Source organism: Arthrobacter sp. H-02-3 (assembly GCF_003097355.1).
GTDB lineage: Bacteria > Actinomycetota > Actinomycetes > Actinomycetales > Micrococcaceae > Arthrobacter > Arthrobacter humicola.
Map to the genome: position 1 here is coordinate 140,007 of NZ_PYUI01000011.1, position 16,084 is coordinate 156,090.

At 67.4% G+C, this 16,084-nt stretch carries 17 protein-coding genes and 1 pseudogene; 7 read left to right on the forward strand and 11 right to left on the reverse strand.

Going from position 1 to position 16,084, the window contains the following annotated elements:
- The first annotated feature begins 274 nt into the window (after positions 1 to 274).
- From purS to purL, 3 genes are read left to right on the forward strand one after another with little or no spacing between them, the layout of a single operon-like run.
- Positions 275 to 526, forward strand: a complete 252-nt coding sequence (gene purS, locus C9424_RS12550) for a phosphoribosylformylglycinamidine synthase subunit PurS (RefSeq protein ID WP_018776110.1) — start codon at positions 275 to 277, stop codon at positions 524 to 526.
- Between the two features lies 1 nt (position 527).
- The gene (gene purQ / locus C9424_RS12555) at positions 528 to 1,286 is read left to right on the forward strand and encodes a phosphoribosylformylglycinamidine synthase subunit PurQ (protein WP_116767153.1); all 759 of its coding nucleotides are present in this window, start codon (positions 528 to 530) and stop codon (positions 1,284 to 1,286) included.
- Complete coding sequence (gene purL, locus C9424_RS12560) at positions 1,283 to 3,616, forward strand: phosphoribosylformylglycinamidine synthase subunit PurL (protein WP_116767154.1); 2,334 nt, start codon at positions 1,283 to 1,285, stop codon at positions 3,614 to 3,616. Before purQ ends, purL begins: the two co-directional genes overlap by 4 nt.
- Before the next feature lie 87 nt (positions 3,617 to 3,703).
- On the opposite strand, the gene C9424_RS12565 is transcribed toward purL, so the two are convergent.
- The 8 genes from C9424_RS12565 to C9424_RS12600 all read right to left on the reverse strand — a co-directional run bounded on the left by C9424_RS12565 (position 3,704) and on the right by C9424_RS12600 (position 8,768).
- The gene (locus C9424_RS12565) at positions 3,704 to 4,645 is read right to left on the reverse strand and encodes a hypothetical protein (protein ID WP_237563431.1); all 942 of its coding nucleotides are present in this window, start codon (positions 4,643 to 4,645) and stop codon (positions 3,704 to 3,706) included.
- Positions 4,646 to 4,764: 119 nt separating this feature from the next.
- The gene (locus C9424_RS12570; protein WP_091255616.1) at positions 4,765 to 5,058 is read right to left on the reverse strand and encodes a DUF503 domain-containing protein; all 294 of its coding nucleotides are present in this window, start codon (positions 5,056 to 5,058) and stop codon (positions 4,765 to 4,767) included.
- A gap of 141 nt (positions 5,059 to 5,199) precedes the next feature.
- Positions 5,200 to 5,517 (reverse strand): putative quinol monooxygenase, encoded by a 318-nt coding sequence (locus tag C9424_RS12575; protein ID WP_116767156.1) that lies wholly within the window; start codon positions 5,515 to 5,517, stop codon positions 5,200 to 5,202.
- Between the two features lie 61 nt (positions 5,518 to 5,578).
- Positions 5,579 to 6,181 (reverse strand): tetratricopeptide repeat protein, encoded by a 603-nt coding sequence (locus tag C9424_RS12580; RefSeq protein ID WP_116767157.1) that lies wholly within the window; start codon positions 6,179 to 6,181, stop codon positions 5,579 to 5,581.
- A 14-nt stretch (positions 6,182 to 6,195) separates the two neighbouring features.
- The gene (locus C9424_RS12585) at positions 6,196 to 6,825 is read right to left on the reverse strand and encodes a DUF1990 family protein (RefSeq protein ID WP_337189824.1); all 630 of its coding nucleotides are present in this window, start codon (positions 6,823 to 6,825) and stop codon (positions 6,196 to 6,198) included.
- On the reverse strand, positions 6,822 to 7,244 hold the full coding sequence (locus C9424_RS12590) for an MmcQ/YjbR family DNA-binding protein (protein WP_116767158.1): 423 nt from the start codon (positions 7,242 to 7,244) through the stop codon (positions 6,822 to 6,824). The genes C9424_RS12585 and C9424_RS12590 overlap by 4 nt, the downstream gene beginning before the upstream one ends.
- Positions 7,245 to 7,353: 109 nt before the next feature.
- Positions 7,354 to 8,247, reverse strand: a complete 894-nt coding sequence (locus C9424_RS12595) for a polysaccharide deacetylase family protein (protein ID WP_237563432.1) — start codon at positions 8,245 to 8,247, stop codon at positions 7,354 to 7,356.
- A 95-nt stretch (positions 8,248 to 8,342) separates the two neighbouring features.
- Positions 8,343 to 8,768 (reverse strand): CoA-binding protein, encoded by a 426-nt coding sequence (locus C9424_RS12600; RefSeq protein ID WP_116767160.1) that lies wholly within the window; start codon positions 8,766 to 8,768, stop codon positions 8,343 to 8,345.
- A 265-nt stretch (positions 8,769 to 9,033) separates the two neighbouring features.
- Between C9424_RS12600 and acs the strand changes: the two genes are divergently transcribed.
- The 4 genes from acs to C9424_RS12620 are packed head-to-tail and all read left to right on the forward strand — an operon-like array spanning position 9,034 to position 14,144.
- A complete protein-coding gene (gene acs, locus C9424_RS12605) occupies positions 9,034 to 11,097 on the forward strand; it encodes an acetate--CoA ligase (protein WP_116767161.1) in 2,064 nt (687 codons plus the stop codon).
- 10 nt (positions 11,098 to 11,107) lie between these two features.
- Positions 11,108 to 12,301, forward strand: coding sequence for a dimethylsulfone monooxygenase SfnG (sfnG, locus tag C9424_RS12610; protein ID WP_116767162.1), 1,194 nt, complete (start codon positions 11,108 to 11,110; stop codon positions 12,299 to 12,301).
- Positions 12,301 to 13,650 (forward strand): O-acetylhomoserine aminocarboxypropyltransferase/cysteine synthase family protein, encoded by a 1,350-nt coding sequence (locus C9424_RS12615; protein ID WP_116767163.1) that lies wholly within the window; start codon positions 12,301 to 12,303, stop codon positions 13,648 to 13,650. Before sfnG ends, C9424_RS12615 begins: the two co-directional genes overlap by 1 nt.
- Positions 13,647 to 14,144, forward strand: a complete 498-nt coding sequence (locus C9424_RS12620) for a CoA-binding protein (RefSeq protein WP_116767164.1) — start codon at positions 13,647 to 13,649, stop codon at positions 14,142 to 14,144. Before C9424_RS12615 ends, C9424_RS12620 begins: the two co-directional genes overlap by 4 nt.
- Before the next feature lie 96 nt (positions 14,145 to 14,240).
- On the opposite strand, the gene C9424_RS12625 is transcribed toward C9424_RS12620, so the two are convergent.
- The 3 genes and pseudogenes from C9424_RS12625 to C9424_RS21670 all read right to left on the reverse strand — a co-directional run.
- Positions 14,241 to 15,053 carry a hypothetical protein gene (locus tag C9424_RS12625; RefSeq protein WP_116767165.1) on the reverse strand — a complete coding sequence of 271 codons (813 nt, stop codon included), beginning with the start codon at positions 15,051 to 15,053 and terminating at the stop codon, positions 14,241 to 14,243.
- Positions 15,050 to 15,598 (reverse strand): RNA polymerase sigma factor, encoded by a 549-nt coding sequence (locus C9424_RS12630; protein ID WP_116767166.1) that lies wholly within the window; start codon positions 15,596 to 15,598, stop codon positions 15,050 to 15,052. Before C9424_RS12630 ends, C9424_RS12625 begins: the two co-directional genes overlap by 4 nt.
- A 125-nt stretch (positions 15,599 to 15,723) precedes the next feature.
- A pseudogene (locus C9424_RS21670) lies at positions 15,724 to 16,084 on the reverse strand (hypothetical protein); the annotation flags it as partial.

Consider the following 16,084-nt stretch of genomic DNA (forward strand, 5'->3'; position numbering starts at 1 on the left):
GCACATCCTACTGACCCGCGGCCGCGCGGGACCATAGGCCGAAGCGCGCCGCGCGGCGGCGTTTGTCCAGTTCAAGGACCTCCCGGGGAGGCCACGTTCACACTGCCAGCCCGAATGCGGCCGGACGCACCGCGGCCGGTAGAATGGGCATGCAAGCTCGCGGAGCGCCCTTTCACGCTGTGTTCACTAACAGTCCTCAACACACAGCGGACCGGCGTGAGACGGCACTACTCCGCTGCGCCCTTACCCAATGCTCACGCACAGGAGTTACCGGATGCCCCGGATCGTTGTCGACGTCATGCCCAAGCCCGAGATTCTGGACCCGCAGGGGAAGGCCATCGTCGGTGCGCTGCCCCGGCTGGGTTTCACCGCCTTTAGTTCTGTCCGCCAGGGCAAGCGCTTCGAACTCACGGTCGACGGCGAGGTGACCGAGGAGATCCTGGCCCAGGCCCGCGACGCCGCGGAAACCCTGCTGTCCAACCCGGTCATCGAGGACGTCGTCAACGTCGAGGTCGTTGAGGCCTGAGATGACTGAACTCCCCCTGATCGGCGAGGCTGTTGCCGTCGCCGCTAATCCACAACTCGCGGGGGCGCGGATCGGCGTCGTGACCTTCCCCGGCACCCTGGATGACCGCGACGCCGCCCGCGCGGTCCGCCTGGCAGGCGCCACTCCGGTGGAACTCTGGCATGCCGACACCACCTTGGGTGACGTCGACGCCGTCGTGATTCCCGGCGGTTTCTCTTACGGTGACTACCTCCGCGCCGGCGCCATCGCCCGTTTCGCGCCGCTGATGTCCAAGATCATCGACGCCGCCAATTCGGAGGCCAAGCTGCCGGTCCTCGGCATCTGCAACGGTTTCCAGATTCTGACCGAGTCGCACCTGCTGCCCGGCTCCATGATCAAGAACGACCACCTGAAATTCATGTGCCGCGACCAGGTCCTCCGCGTGGAAAACAACTCCACGGCGTGGACCGGCGACTACGCGGTCGGCCAGGAAATTACTGTGCCGCTGAAGAACCAGGACGGCCAGTACATCGCCGACGAGAAGACCCTGGACGCGCTTGAGGCCGAAGGCCGCGTCGTGTTCCGCTACGTCGGGTTCAACCCGAACGGTTCCCGCCGCGACATCGCCGGCATCTCCAACGCCGCAGGCAACGTGGTGGGCCTCATGCCGCACCCCGAGCACGCCGTGGAGGCCGGCTTCGGCCCGGAGGAAGGCTCCGGCACCGAAGGCCTCGGCTTCTTCACCTCTGTCCTGAACAAAATCGTGGGAGGCAACAAATGACGGAGACACCCGCAGTGGCGGCGCCCGCGGAGACCGCCCGGAAGTTCAACATCGACACCGTGGAGAACGCGGCGAAGACTCCGGACACCGAACTGCCCTGGGCCGAACTGGGCCTGAAGCAGAACGAGTTCGACGAGGTCGTCAAGGTCCTGGGCCGCCGCCCCACCGGCGCCGAGCTCGCCATGTACTCCGTGATGTGGAGCGAGCACTGCTCCTACAAGTCCTCGAAGAACCACCTGCGCCAGTTCGGCGAAAAGGTCACCGAGGAGATGAAGAAGGACATGCTCGTGGGCATCGGCGAAAACGCCGGTGTCACCAACCTGGGCGACGGCTGGGCAGTGACGTTCAAGATCGAGTCGCACAACTCGCCGTCGTTCGTGGAGCCCTACCAGGGCGCGGCCACCGGCATCGGCGGCATTGTCCGCGACATCATCTCCATGGGCGCGCGCCCGGTGGCCGTGATGGATCCGCTGCGCTTCGGCGCCATCGACCACCCGGACACCGCGCGCGTCATGCACGGCGCGGTCGCCGGCATCGGCGGCTACGGCAACTCCCTGGGCCTGCCTAACATCGGCGGCGAAATGGTCTTCGATTCCGTGTACCAGGGCAACCCGCTGGTCAACGCGCTGGCCGTCGGCGTCATGCGCCACGAGGACATCCGCCTCGCCAATGCCTCCGGCAAGGGCAACAAGGTGGTGCTGTTCGGTGCACGCACCGGCGGTGACGGCATCGGCGGCGCCTCGGTGCTGGCCTCGGAGTCCTTCGACGACACCAAGCCGTCCAAGCGCCCCGCCGTCCAGGTGGGCGACCCCTTCGCCGAGAAGGTCTTGATCGAGTGCTGCCTGGAGCTGTTCAAGGGTTCCCTGGTGGAGGGCATCCAGGACCTGGGCGCCGCGGGCATTTCCTGCGCCACGTCCGAGCTCGCCTCCAACGGCGACGGCGGCATGGAAGTCGAGCTGACCTCCGTCCTGCTGCGCGATCCCACCCTGACCCCGGGCGAAATCCTGATGTCCGAGTCGCAGGAACGCATGATGGCCGTGGTCACCCCGGAGAACATCGCCGCGTTTGAAGCGGTCATGGACAAGTGGGCCGTGGAATACTCCTGGCTGGGCGAGGTGACGGACACCGGCCGCCTGATCATCACGTGGGAAGGCGAAGTGATCGTCGACGTCGACCCGCGCACTGTCGCGCACGACGGCCCGGTCTACGACCGCCCGTATGCCCGCCCCGAATGGCAGGACGCGGTCCAGGCCGACTCCTTCACCGGGTCCGTGCAGGACGCAGGCCGCCCCTCCGCCCCCGCGGACCTGGCCGCTGCCATCACCGAGCTCGTGGCCTCGCCGAACATGTGCGACAAGTCCTGGATCACCAAGCAGTACGACCGCTACGTCGGCGGCAACACTGCCATGGCGTTCCCGGACGACGCCGGTGTGGTCCGGGTGGACGAGGAAACCGGTCTGGGCGTGGCCCTGGCCACCGACGCCAACGGCCGCTACACCTACCTCGATCCGTACCACGGCGCGCAGCTGGCCCTGGCTGAGGCGTACCGCAACGTCGCCACCTCCGGCGCCGTGCCGATGGCCGTCAGCGACTGCCTGAACTTCGGCTCCCCCGAGGATCCCGACGTCATGTGGCAGCTGGCCGAGGCTATCCGCGGCCTGTCCGACGCGTGCATGGTGCTCGGCATCCCGGTCACCGGCGGCAACGTCTCGCTGTACAACCAGACCGGCACCACCCCCATCCATCCCTCCCCCGTGGTGGCTGTGCTGGGCAAGTTCGACGACGTCGCGCGCCGCACGCCGTCGGGCTGGAAGGAAGACGGCCAGGCCATTTACCTGCTGGGCACCACGGCGGCCGAGCTGGACGGTTCGGAATGGTCCAACCTGCGCGGACACCTCGGCGGCCTGCCGCCCAAGGTTGACCTCGATGCCGAACGCGCGCTGGGCGAGATCCTGATCAACGCCTCCCGCGACGGCATGGTGGACGCCGCCCACGACCTCTCCGAAGGCGGCCTCGCGGCGGCCCTCGTGGAATCGTCCCTGCGCTACGGCGTGGGTGCCCGGATCGCGCTGCAGGACGTCCTGGACCGCGACGGCGTGGACCTGTTCACCGCGCTCTTCTCCGAAACCCAGGGCCGCGCCATCGTCTCGGTGCCCCGCTCGGAGGAAATCCGCTTCACGGACATGTGCACCGCCCGCGGCTTCGCGCACGTCCGGATCGGTGTGGTGGACGCCGAGGGCGGCACGCTGGAGATCAACGGAGTCGAACCCATGAGCCTTGACGCGCTCCGCGAAGCCCACGAGGCGACCCTGCCGAAGTACTTCGGCTAGTCCCCACCCACCGCCACCCTCCATCGACTGCTCCGCAGCTGCCCTTTTGAACCCTCAGAAGGGCAGTTGCGGAGCAGTCGTTTTGGTTCATCGACCCGGACGCCAGCCGGCCTGGACGAGCGCGGTCCGGACCTTGGCAACCGCGGCTTTCGCATCATGTGCCATATGCCGCTTGGAGATCCGGACCTCTGTCCATCCGAGGCCCGTGTAACGCTCGGAACGGGCGATGTCCCGGACAATCTGCCCTTCGTCACCGTGGAGTTCGCCCTCGTACTCGATGCCGATCCGGTATTTTCTGTAAGACAAGTCGGGTTCATGATGCCGCGTTCCTGCGTCGTCGATGATCGGCACGTTCAGCTCGGGTTCGGGCAGACCGGCCCGCACAATCGCCAGCCTCAACAGAGACTCCTGCGGCGAATCAGAGCCCACGCGAATGAGCGCAATAGCTTCCCTCGCCTTGCGGATCCCGCGCTTTCCCTTGTGGCGTTCGATCATCCGCTGCAGATCGCCTAGCGTGCACAGCGGCTGGTCCCTGGCCTCGAATTCCGGCCGGGGCATCCGGACGCAGCTGTCGCCGGCCACAACGAGTTCGTCTACGGTCAGCATTTCGGCCAGATCCAGCCAGGTTCGCTCCGGGGTGGTGATGGGAATCCCGTCCAGAAGCGTGATCTCGTCGTCGTAGAGCTTCATCCGGTGAACGATGACGTGCGGCCGGTTGAGGTGGGCCGCGCCTTCGGGCCTGATCACGTGGTACATCTCCGGTCCCTCCTTTGGTTGCCGCGCCGGAAGCCCGCCGAGCTCCGCCGCGGTGAGGTGCGACGCGGCGCATCGCTCATTGACCTCAATGAAAGGCCGCACTCGCACGCTCAGAGGAAGCCCCGGCGTCGGGCCCAGGGAACGAATCCCTCTGCCGAGCACGGTCAGGGAGCGGTGGCGGAGCCTTTTGGGCGACACCCCGGCATCCGCCGCTTCGACAACGGTGAAGGGGCGTCCCTGGAAATTGGCCGGCAACGGGCGAGCGGTCTTCATGGCTTCATGAGACCAGAACCGCGTCGACGCCGCAGAAGTTATCCACATCCCCCACCGGTTGCTCCATAAGTGCCGTTATGGAGCCTCAAAAGGGCGTTTGCGGAGCAATCGATAAGGGTTTAGTCGTCGCTGCGGAGTTCCCGCTGCCGGGCGCTGAGCAGCTCCATTTCCGGCCGGGCGGCCATGAAGCGTTCGACGCCGGCCAGCACCTCCACGAGGTGGGCCCGGTCCGCCGCGACCAGACCGACGCCGATCACGGTGCGCCGGTGCTGGTCATGCAGGTCCGCCTCGGTCACAGAGACATCAAAGCGCCGCTTCAGCTCGGCAAGTACCGGCCGCACCACGGAGCGTTTCTCCTTTAGGCTGTGGACGTCGCCGAGGAGGAGGTCGAATTCAATCCAGCCGATCCACATGCCCCAATTTTCCCATCGATTGCTCCCCACCGGCCCCCTCGCCTCGCAAGCTCGGCCAGGGAACCCTGCCGGCGTGGGCCCAACGCCGTTTTCGGGCCTCAAAAGGGCTTTTGCGGAGCAATCGATGGGGGGGATGGGTGGCTAGACAGTGAGTTCGCCCATTCGGTCCCAGCCTTCGCCGTCGAACTGGCGGCTGATGATGCGGGGCGTCTCCACGAGCGCCTGGGGCATGTCCGCCATGGCCTTCTTGAAGTGCTCGCTGTTGACGTGGTCGCCTGCGGCGTCGTCCTTGAAGGCCTCGACCAGGACGAACTCGTTGGGATCCTCCACGCTGCGGGACCAGTCGAACCAGAGGTTGCCCGGCTCCTTCCGGGTCGACTGGGTGAAATCGTCCACCAGGCCGAGCCAGCGCTCAGACCAATCGGGCTTGACCTTGAATTTGACGACAATGAAAATCACGGGAAAGTGCCTTTCGGTGCGGGGGACGGTATTCCATTCTTGCAACAGGACAACGCGGGGCTCAACAGGCCTTGATAGCCTCGCGGGCCAGTTCCTGCTGCCGCGGGGTCCCGATCCTCCCGGCCCACTGTTCGGCGAGCTGGAACTCCACCATGGCCTCGGTGCAGCGGCCGGCGTCGTGCAGCGTCCAGCCGAGGTTGTTGTGAAGGGAGACGATCCATCGCTTAGTCCGCTCATCGTGGACCGTGGACGCGTACTCCAGGGCGCTTCGGGTCCACGTCACGGCGTGCGCCGGGTCGGCTATGGCGAGCATGTGCAACGCATCCACGGCCAGGAATTCCTCACCCAGGTGGTCCGCGAGTTCGGCGGCCTGTTCAAAGAGCGGCACGGCCATCTCCGGATGGCCGCTGGTATTGAGCACCCGGCCGCGTTCCAGGAGCACCCGCACCGCCACGGTGGGCTCGTCGCCGTCGACCGCGTCCAGAAGCGCGTCGGCTTCCTCGAAGCGGCCCTGCAGCCCGATGGCCCGGCCCAGCTGCGTGGTGAGTTCGGCGCGTTCATCGGCGTCGTAGCCGGGCTCGGCAAGTGCCTCGCGGAAGCGGGCTTCGGAAAGCGCCGGGTCATCGAAATTCCACAATCGGTCAAGGGTCTGTTGATCAAGCATCCATTGGCTCCTGCTCAGCTCACACCTGCGGCCAGTTCTTGGGCACTCCTAATGTATCTGGAAGTGACGTGCCGCCGTGCCCGCCTGGTCACGGCGCCGCCCGCCGCGTAGAACCAGTTGGACGGCCCGCCGAACGCGGTGATCGCAATGGTCACCATCCCCTGCGCATCGATCGAGATCTCGAACGCCTCTTCGCCGCGGACCGGATGTCCCGGCAGGGTGCCGTAGCCGAATCCGGCGGACTGCGGGCCGTCGCCCGCAACCGGCCGCCGCACCCAGACCACTTCGCAGGGAGCGTCGATGCGGAACGGCCCGACGCCGAAACCGCTCACCACACGGGCTCCGGGGACCACGACGCCGGACTCCGCCCGGACCCGCAGCCCTGACCGCTTCTGGAGTTGCCACGTCAGCATGCCCTGGACCGCACGCCGGTAGGCCGCCATTCCCTCCCCCACATGGGCCTGCGTGACAAGGCATTCGACGCCCTCGGGCGGCGGCCCATGTTCCGTGGCGCCGATGCCCGCATAGTTCAGCGCACCGCCGGCGATCCTGCCGGCGGCCGGACCGCTCGCCGGACCGCTCGCCGGGCCGCTCGCTGGTCCGCTCGGCGGCAAGCCCACGAGCCGGCCCAAGAACCCGTTCACCTCTCCACCGGCCCGGCGTCACCCAGCGCCAGCCGGGCCCAGCCGAGCTGCTCCTGCTGGCGCCGGCTCAACGAAGCCACCACGAGGTCGTAGGAGTCCTCCACCATGTCCCGGATCATGGCATCGGGCAGCGAACCGTCCAGCCGGACACCGTTCCAATGCGTCTTGTTCAGGTGCCAGGCACCGGTGATTTCCGGATGGGCGGCTCGCAGCTGCTGGGCCAAGACCGGCTCACATTTCAGGCTGACCGAAAAGTCGGCCTCGTCCATCGCGGACAGGGCGAACATCTTGGCCGCCTGCCGGAGCCCGCCGGAGACGGCGGAGCGGACCTTGAAGACCGACGTCTCGGGCCCGAAGGGAAAGTCCTCAAAGGCACCAGGGAACCCGAGGCAAAGCGCCCGGAGTGCAGTTGCGTCCATGCTTCGAGCCTACTGCCAGGCGCCGACGGCGTGGCCACCCGGGCACTTCGCCGCCGGCCGACCCGGCTCCGTCCGGCACCATCGGACCATAGCGGCAGCCCCTGCGCGCTCAGGCGACGCCGAGGAAGTTTTCCAGGAGAACGACGTCGAGCCCGGCAGAAAGCTGGGCCTCGCGGAAGGCGGCAAGGTCCGCAGCGAACTCCGGCCGAAAATGCATGAGCACGATGTCTCCGGGACGAAGTGAATTTCCGTACTGGTAATCCATGCGGCCGGCGTTCGCTTTGGCTTCCCATGTCACGATGGCCTTCATCCCGGCGGCTGCAACGGCCTGCCGCATGGCGTTGGAGTAGTCTCCGCCGGGCGGCCGGAAGAGCGTGGGCCGGCGTCCGAACTGCTGCTGGGCGTAGTCCTGCATACCGGCGATCTCGGCAAGCTGTTGCCCGTAGCTCAGCTGGCGGGACATGTTCACGTTGTGGCTGATGGTGTGGTTTTCCACCAGGCTTCCCTGGGCCTCGAACTGTTTGAAGAATCCGGGATCGTTCTGCACGAAGTTCCGGGTCAGAAACAGGCTCGCGGGGTAGTCGTACTCGTCCAGCAGCTGGGCCATCAGGGGAGTCTTTGTCACCCCGTCGTCTATGGTCAGGAACACCACGGGCTGCTTGGTCATGACCCGCGTCAGGACCGGCACCATCCCACCTTGGACCGGGGGAAGGTGGAAATCGGACGCATAGGTGCGCCGGAGGCGCCTGCCTGGACGGCGCAGGTCGTTGGGGACAGTGGAGTCGAGTCCGTCGACTGTCAGGACGGACAGCGTCGGCTGCCCCGGGCCGGCCGAAAGACCGGACGATGCTTCGGGGCCGGGAGCCGTAGCCCCCGGAACGGCGCAACCGCCCAACCCACCGACCACAGAAGCGCCCAGCAGGCCCAGAAGCGCCCGCCGGCCAAGGGCCGAGTGAGGTTCAGGGGCCGCCGCCGGAGGCAGTGTCGGGTGGTGCTCGCACATGGCTGCTCCTTGCGTCGCGGGGAAGATTCCGCTGAACGGTAGCAGGCGAAAATGACACTTTAGGGTTAAGTTACGGAGGCTGCAGAATACTGCGGCTACAAGCCAAAGCGCACGGCGTCCTGCGCCGGACACGCATTCATGATCACATCGAGGCCGGCGGCCTTGGCGCGCTCGGCGGCTGCCTCGTCAATGACGCCCAGTTGCATCCAGATGGCCTTGGCGCCGACGGCGATTGCCTGGTCCACGACGGCGCCCACCTTCTGCGAATTCACGAAGCAGTCCACGACGTCGATGGGCAGTTTGCTGTCCGGGATGTCGGCGAGCCTGGCATAGCCCGTTTCGCCGTGCACGGGATCTCCCGGCAGGTTCACCGGAATGATCTCCATGCCCAGCCGGTCACGGATGAACAGGGAGGTGTCGTAGGCGGCGCGCCATTCGTTGGTGGAGAGGCCGACGATGGCCCACCGCCCCTTGGTGCGCATCAGCCGTTCGAGGACTGCAGGATCGTTGACATGGGGCATGGGCAAAGCCTACGCGCAGTACCCGCGGGCGCGCCGGTCGGCTGCCAGCCGCGGCACCGGCGTCGAAGAAATGACCGCCGAAAAGCCACAAAATTCTGTAGAGCCGAATATTACGTGGCACAAGACGGCAATTTCACCATCGGGACGCGCATCCGTTTAGTGTGAAGTACAACCATCCCGAGCGGCCAAGAGACCTGGATCGATGCAGCCGCAGCAACCCTGGCCATCAGCAGGGTGCTACCGCCAGGACCGATGGAGCACACCTATGACTGTCTATTCCGTGTCCGCGCCCGAGACCACGACGCCCGCCCTCATGCCCGAGGCGGAGCGGATCGCCTTCTGGGAGGAAGCCGCCCTCCGGCTCGACTGGGCGGACTTTTCCGGCGACTTCGCCGCCGGCCCTGCCGGTGAGGCCTCCAGCGGCGATGCCTCCGGCGGCGATGCCTCCGGCGGCAAGCCCTGGCACACAGCCCACCGTCTGATTCCTGCCGACGTCGAAGCCGGGCTCGGCCCGCAGATCAGCTGGTTCGACGGCGGCAAACTCAACGTCGCCTACAACTGCGTGGACCGCCACGTGGCCGCGGGACGCGGGGACAAGGTGGCCCTGCACTTCGAGGGCGAACCGGGCGACCGCCGCACCATCACCTACGCGGAGCTGCAGCGCGAGGTCTCCAAGGCCGCCAACGCCCTGCTGGATCTCGGCATCGCCAAAGGCGACCGTGTGGTGATCTACCTTCCGGTCATCCCGGAGACCGTGGTCATTACCCTCGCCGCGGCCCGGATCGGCGCCATCCATTCCCTCGTTTTCGGCGGGTTCTCCGCCGAGGCGCTCCGCTTCCGGGTCGAGGACACGGGCGCCAAGCTGCTGGTCACCACGGACGGCCAGTTCCGCCGCGGCGTGCCCGTGCCGGTCAAGGAAAATGCGGATGCCGCCGTCGCCGGCAAGAACGCGATCGAGCACGTCCTGGTGGTCAACCGGACCACGGCACCGGAACTGCTCGACACCGTCCCGATGACCGCAGGCCGTGACGTCTGGTGGCACGACGCCGTCGGCACCGCCTCCGAGATCCACGAAGCCGAGGCGTTCGACGCCGAGACGCCGCTGTTCATCATGTACACCTCCGGCACCACCGGTAAGCCCAAGGGCCTGGTCCACACCTCCGGCGGCTACCTCACGCAGGCCTCCTGGAGTTTCGAGCACCTCTTCAGCAACCCGGACCCCGCGCTGCGGGACCAGGACGTCCACTGGTGCACAGCCGACCTCGCCTGGGTCACCGCGCACACCTACGAGCTCTACGGCCCGCTCTCCAACGGCGCCACCCAGGTGATTTTCGAGGGCACCCCCAACACCCCGCACCCGGGCCGGCACTTCGAGATCATCGAACGCTACGGCGTCACGCAGTACTACACCGCGCCCACCCTGGTCCGCTCCCTGATGGGCTGGTTCCCGGACGGCGTACCGGACACGTACGACCTCTCCTCCATCCGGCTCCTCGGCACCGTCGGCGAGGCCGTCAATCCCGAGGCCTGGCGCTGGCTGCGGGCCAACCTCGGCGCCGGCACCGCCCCCGTGGTGGACACCTGGTGGCAGTCCGAAACCGGCGCCACCATCCTCTCCCCCGCCCCGACCGACACCGAGTTCAAGCCCGGCTGCGCCGCCCGGCCGCTGCCGGGCGTCAGCACCCGGATCGTGGACGACGCCGGCACCACCGTGCCGCCGGGCGTCCAGGGCTTCATCGTGGTGGACGCGCCCGGCCCCGCCATCGCGCGGACGGTCTGGGGCAACCCGCGCCGCTACTTCGATTCGTACTGGCGCCAGTACGCGGCGCAGGGCTGGTTCCTCGCCGGTGACGGCGCGAAGTATGACGACGACGGCGACATCTGGATCCTCGGCCGGGTGGACGACACGCTCAACGTCTCCGGCCACCTGCTCTCCACCATCGAAATCGAATCGGCCCTCGTCTCCCACCCGGATGTGGTGGAGGCCGGGGTATGCCCCGTCGCGGACCCGAAGACCGGGCATGCCATCGTGGCGTTCGTGGTGCTGAAGGATTCGGCGGCCACCGCCGACATCCACGGCGCCCTGAAGGCGCACGTCACGAAGGCAATCGGCCCCATCGCCAAGCCGCGCGACGTCGTCGTCGTCCCCGATGTGCCGAAGACCCGCAGCGGCAAGATCATGCGCCGGCTGCTGACCCAGCTGTTCGAAGGAACCACGCTGGGCGACACCACCTCCCTCCAGAACGAGCCGGCCATCGCCGGCATCCAGGACGTGCTGCGCGAACGCGCCGCGGCCGTCCCCGCAGCAGCCATCCCCACCCAGAAGTAAAGGAATCCCCATGACTGACATCAGCAGCGTCGCCCGTCTTTCCGAACCCCTGAAGTTCGCCTACTGGGTCCCGAACGTCTCCGGCGGCCTCGTGGTCTCCACGATCCAACAGCGCACCGGCTGGGACTTCGAGTACAACAAGAAGCTGGCCCGGATCGCCGAGAACTCCGGCTTCGAATACGCCCTGACCCAGACCCGCTACGCCGCCTCCTACGGCGCCGACAAGCAGCACGAGGCCACCTCGTTCAGCCTGGCGCTGCTGGCCGCGACGGAGCGGCTCAAGGTGATCGCCGCCGTCCACCCCGGCATGTGGCACCCCGGCGTGCTGGCGAAGTACCTCATCACCGCGGACCACATCTCCAACGGCCGGGCCGCCGTCAACATCGTCTCCGGCTGGCTCAAGGCGGAGTTCGAGAACTTCGGCCTCGAATGGCTCGAACACGACGAGCGCTACGTCCGCACCGAGGAATTCATCCGCGTGCTCCGCGGACTGCTGACCGAAAAGAACTTCAGCCAGTCCGGCAAGTACTACAACATCACCGATTTCACCCTGCAGCCGGCCCCGGTGGACGTGCCGGGCCGGGCCCACCCCGAGATCTTCTTCGGCGGCAACTCGACTGCCGCGCAGGCCACCGCCGGCCGTGTGGCGGACTGGTACTTCTCCAACGGCAAGGACCTTGAGGGGTTCAAGGAGAACATCGCCGGCGTGGTTGCCGCGTCCAGCGAGACCCGCCGCGGCACCGAGGGCCAGTTGCCCTCTACGAAGTTTGGCCTGAACGGCTTCGTCATCGCCCGCGATTCCGAGAAGGAGGCCCGGGACACCCTCCGCGAGATCGTCGAAAAGGCTCACAAGCCCGCCGTCCAGGGTTTCCGCGACGCTGTCCAGGAAGCCGGACCGTCCACCAAGGATGGCAAGGGCATGTGGGCCGACTCGAGCTTCGAGGACCTGGTCCAGTACAACGACGGCTTCAAGACCCAGCTGATCGGCACCCCGGAGCAGATCGCCGAGCGGATCGTGGAGTACAAGAAGATCGGCGTGAATCTGTTCCTCACCGGCTACCTGCACTTCCAGGAGGAGGTGGCCGCGTTCGGTCAGGACATCCTGCCGATCGTCCGCGAACTCGAGGCCGACCTCGCCCGCAAGCACGGCACCGAACTGGACCTGTCCGGCACGCCCGTGGCACAGGTTGAGGTGGCCGCGTAGTGGCGGAGCGCAGCTTCGGCTTCCGCACCCGCGCCCTGCACGCCGGCGGCACTCCCGACGCCGAGCACGGCGCCCGCGCGGTGCCGATCTACCAGACCACGTCCTTCGTATTCAAGGACACCCAGGACGCCGCGAACCTCTTCGCCCTGCAAAAGTACGGCAACATCTACTCGCGGATCGGCAACCCCACCGTGGCCGCCTTCGAGGAACGCATCGCGTCCCTCGAAGGCGGGATCGGCGCCGTGGCCACGTCCTCGGGCATGGCCGCGGAGTTCATCACCTTCGCCGCGCTGACCCAGGCCGGGGACCATATCGTGGCCGCCTCCCAGCTCTACGGCGGCACCGTGACCCAGCTGGACGTCACCCTGCGCCGCTTCGGCGTGGACACCACCTTCGTTCCCGGCACGGACCCGGCGGACTACGCAGCGGCAGTCCGGGAAAACACCAAGGCGATCTTCGTCGAGGTGGTGGCCAACCCGTCCTCGGAAGTCCAGGACCTTGCGGCCCTGGCGAAGGTGGCGCACGACGCCGGCATCCCGCTCGTCGTCGACGCCACCTTGAGCACGCCGTATCTCGTGCGGCCGATCGAGCACGGGGCGGACATCGTGATCCACTCCGCCACGAAGTTCCTCGGCGGCCACGGCACCACCCTGGGCGGCGTCATTGTGGAAAGCGGCCGCTTCAACTGGGGCAACGGCAAGTTCCCCACGATGACCGAGCCCGTCGCCTCCTACGGCAACGTCTCGTGGTGGGGGAACTTCGGCGAATACGGGTTCCTCACCAAGCTTCGCTGCGAGCAACTGCGCGACATCGGCCCGGCGCTGTCCCCGCAGTCGGCGTTCCAACTCCTGCAGGGCGTGGAGACGCTTCCCCAGCGCCTGGACGAGCACCTCAGCAACGCCCAGGCCGTGGCCGAATGGCTTGAAGCTGACGAGCGCGTGGCCTACGTGAACTTCGCCGGCCTGCCCTCGCACCCGCACTTCGAGCGGGCCAGGAAGTACCTGCCGCTGGGTCCCGGCTCAGTGTTCTCCTTCGGGGTCAAGGGCGGACGTGCGGCGGGCCAGAAATTCATCGAAGCCCTGCAGTTGGCCTCGCACCTGGCCAATGTGGGCGATTCCCGGACCCTCGTCATCCACCCGGGCTCCACTACGCACCAGCAGCTGAGCCCCGAACAGCTGGAAGCTGCCGGCGTCCCGGAGGACCTGGTCCGCATTTCGGTGGGCCTCGAGGATCTCGAGGACATCCTGTGGGACCTCGACCAGGCGCTGACGGCGGCATCGGAACAGTCCGAAGAATCCCTCCCGGGCATCCTGCCGGCGGACAGCTGCACGATCGGAGCAAACGCATGAGCACGGAAGAAACCAGAACCTGGACCGGGCCCTCGGCGCCGGAACGGCTGAACCTGCTGCGGCAGGCGAAATCCATCGCAATCGTGGGGGCCTCGGACAAACCGTCCCGGGCGAGCTATTTCGTGGCGACCTACCTGCAGTCCTCCACCCGGTACAAGGTCTATTTCGTGAACCCCGTGGTGAAGGAAATCCTGGGCGAGCCGACCTACCCGTCGCTCGCGGACCTTCCGGAGAGCCCCGACATCGTGGATGTGTTCCGCAAGCACGATGACCTGCCGGGTGTCCTGGAGGAGGCCATCGCGGCCAGCGCCAAGACACTGTGGTTGCAGTTGGGTTCGTGGCACGAGGACGTAGCGAAGGAGGCCGAGGCCGCCGGGCTCGACGTCGTAATGGACCGCTGCGTGAAAATTGAGCATGCCCGTTTCCATGGCGGCCTGCACCTGGCCGGCTTCGACACCGGCGTCATTTCCTCCAAGCGGCAGATCCTGGCCTAGCCTCCATCCCGCCGCCACCCCGACGTTGCGCTATCACTTAGGGTCGTTCTCAGCGCTGAGAACGACCCTAAGTGATAGCGCAACTGCTTCAGCGATTCAGGAGTGGTCGGGGGCCTTCGTCGGAACAATCGCGGGCAGGGTTGGCGTGATGTGGCCGGGGACGCGGGGCAGGTCCTCGCCGCCGTCGGAACCACCGGGAATGCCGGGCATCGTGGGTAGGCCAGGCGATTGCGGCCCGTGGCCCGGAGTCGGCAGGATGCCGTCCCGGCCGACGGCTGGGGGCGAGACGGGCGGTGTGTGTCCGGTCTGCTCGGCCGCCTCCTTGCCGGCGTCCGGTGCCGCGCCGGCGGGTGCGCCGCTGGACGGCAGTGCAGTGCCCGGAGTGCCCGAAGGGGCAGTGCCGGCAGGCGCGGGGAAGGCCGGGACGGAAGCCGGCGACGGCTGGACATGTTCCGGGGCCTGAGTCGTGCGCCCCGAGGGCTGGAAGATGACACCGACGGTTTGGCTGACGCTGTGCCGGAAATCCTCGCTGGAGGCCGCCACGGCCCCCGCGCCCAGGCTCATGGCACCGATCACGGCGCCGCCCACGATCGCGAGGCGGCGATTCCGTGCCCTGCGGCGATCAGCAAGATTGACGACGACGGCGTCCGGCCCGGCGGCTGCGGTGGGCATCGCGCGGGTGGGCATCGCCGTCGTCGCGCTTGCGGCCGGACCGGCTGCTCCGACCACCCCGGCTGTTCCGGACGCGAGCAGTGCCGCGAGGTCGGCGCGGGGTGCCGGCGCCTCCTCCGGGACCAGGGCGTGGAGCTGTTCGAGCGCGCTCCGGAGTTCGGCCGCGGTTTCGAGGCCGGAGTCGCTAAGCATCGCGTGGATGCTGCCATCCTGCTGGGGGTCGCGGGTGCCCGTCATGATGCTGCGTGGTCCTTTTCGGTTACGAGTTCGCGCAGGGCACTGAGCCCGCGCCGCTGAAGCTGTTTGATGGCACCCGGTGTCTTGTCCATGATGCCGGCCACCTGTTCGATGGAAAGGTCCGCGACGATGCGCAGGACCAGAACTTCCCGTTGCTCCTCGTTGAGCCTCGCGAGAGTGGCAGAGATACCGCCCAGTGAGCCGAGCGCCTCGTCCTCGGCGGATGCCGAGGACCGCGCGTCGTTCAGGGGGTCGTATTCGGCCAGATGCGGCGTGCGCTGCTCGCGCCGCCGGTAATCCACCAGCCGGGCGTGGGCGACGGAGAAAATAAAAGTCCGCAGACCCGTGTGGCCGCCCGTGACGCCGGCCAGTTTCGGCAGGACGTCCACGAACACATCTTGGGTCAGGGCCTCGGCGTCGTCCACTCCCCTGGCCCGGAAATATCCCAGCACGGCGGGGGAAATAGCCACGTACACCGCGCTGAAGCCTGATGGGTCGCCAGCTAAAGCGGCTGACAAGTCGTCGTCGCTTAGCTGCTGTGCCAAGAGGCTGTCCTTCCGTTACTGCTGGGGTGCGGCCCCCAAAAGTCTAGCGGCCGCACCCCCGGGCCCCTCAAAGCGAGGGGTTCCTGCTTGCGGACCCAACCGGGTCCGGGCTCAAGAGCCGGAGATTACTTGTCGTGCTGGGGCAGCTCGACGGACGGCGTTGCCGGCACGGCGGGAACGGCCGGGGTGGCCGGAACGCCGTTGGCTCCGGGGACAGCAGGAACTGCGGGGACCGCGGCCTTGACGTTGGCGTTGGCGCGCGCTTCAGCGGCAGCACCCTTCACGCTGGCGTCGCCCTTGACGGTGGCGCCGTCCTGGTCAGCGTCGACGGAGCCTTCGCCTGCACCCTCGGTGCCCTTGACGTCGGCGTCGGCGGCGGTGTGGCCCTTGGCCGAGCCATCGGCCGACGGTGCCGCGGGAACTGCGGGGGTGGCGGGGACGGCAGGCTTTGCCGGGAGGGGCGGGGTAGCCGGGACCGCGGGGGTC

Excerpts from the sequence above, each read along its gene's own strand:
- purS (WP_018776110.1), top strand. The coding sequence starts at position 275 with ATGCCCCGGATCGTTGTCGACGTCATGCCCAAGCCCGAGATTCTGGAC.
- purQ (WP_116767153.1), top strand. The coding sequence starts at position 528 with ATGACTGAACTCCCCCTGATCGGCGAGGCTGTTGCCGTCGCCGCTAAT.
- purL (WP_116767154.1), top strand. The coding sequence starts at position 1,283 with ATGACGGAGACACCCGCAGTGGCGGCGCCCGCGGAGACCGCCCGGAAG.
- C9424_RS12565 (WP_237563431.1), bottom strand. The coding sequence starts at position 4,645 with ATGAAGACCGCTCGCCCGTTGCCGGCCAATTTCCAGGGACGCCCCTTC.
- C9424_RS12570 (WP_091255616.1), bottom strand. The coding sequence starts at position 5,058 with ATGTGGATCGGCTGGATTGAATTCGACCTCCTCCTCGGCGACGTCCAC.
- C9424_RS12580 (WP_116767157.1), bottom strand. The coding sequence starts at position 6,181 with ATGCTTGATCAACAGACCCTTGACCGATTGTGGAATTTCGATGACCCG.
- C9424_RS12590 (WP_116767158.1), bottom strand. The coding sequence starts at position 7,244 with ATGGACGCAACTGCACTCCGGGCGCTTTGCCTCGGGTTCCCTGGTGCC.
- C9424_RS12595 (WP_237563432.1), bottom strand. The coding sequence starts at position 8,247 with ATGTGCGAGCACCACCCGACACTGCCTCCGGCGGCGGCCCCTGAACCT.
- C9424_RS12600 (WP_116767160.1), bottom strand. The coding sequence starts at position 8,768 with ATGCCCCATGTCAACGATCCTGCAGTCCTCGAACGGCTGATGCGCACC.
- acs (WP_116767161.1), top strand. The coding sequence starts at position 9,034 with ATGACTGTCTATTCCGTGTCCGCGCCCGAGACCACGACGCCCGCCCTC.
- sfnG (WP_116767162.1), top strand. The coding sequence starts at position 11,108 with ATGACTGACATCAGCAGCGTCGCCCGTCTTTCCGAACCCCTGAAGTTC.
- C9424_RS12620 (WP_116767164.1), top strand. The coding sequence starts at position 13,647 with ATGAGCACGGAAGAAACCAGAACCTGGACCGGGCCCTCGGCGCCGGAA.
- C9424_RS12625 (WP_116767165.1), bottom strand. The coding sequence starts at position 15,053 with ATGACGGGCACCCGCGACCCCCAGCAGGATGGCAGCATCCACGCGATG.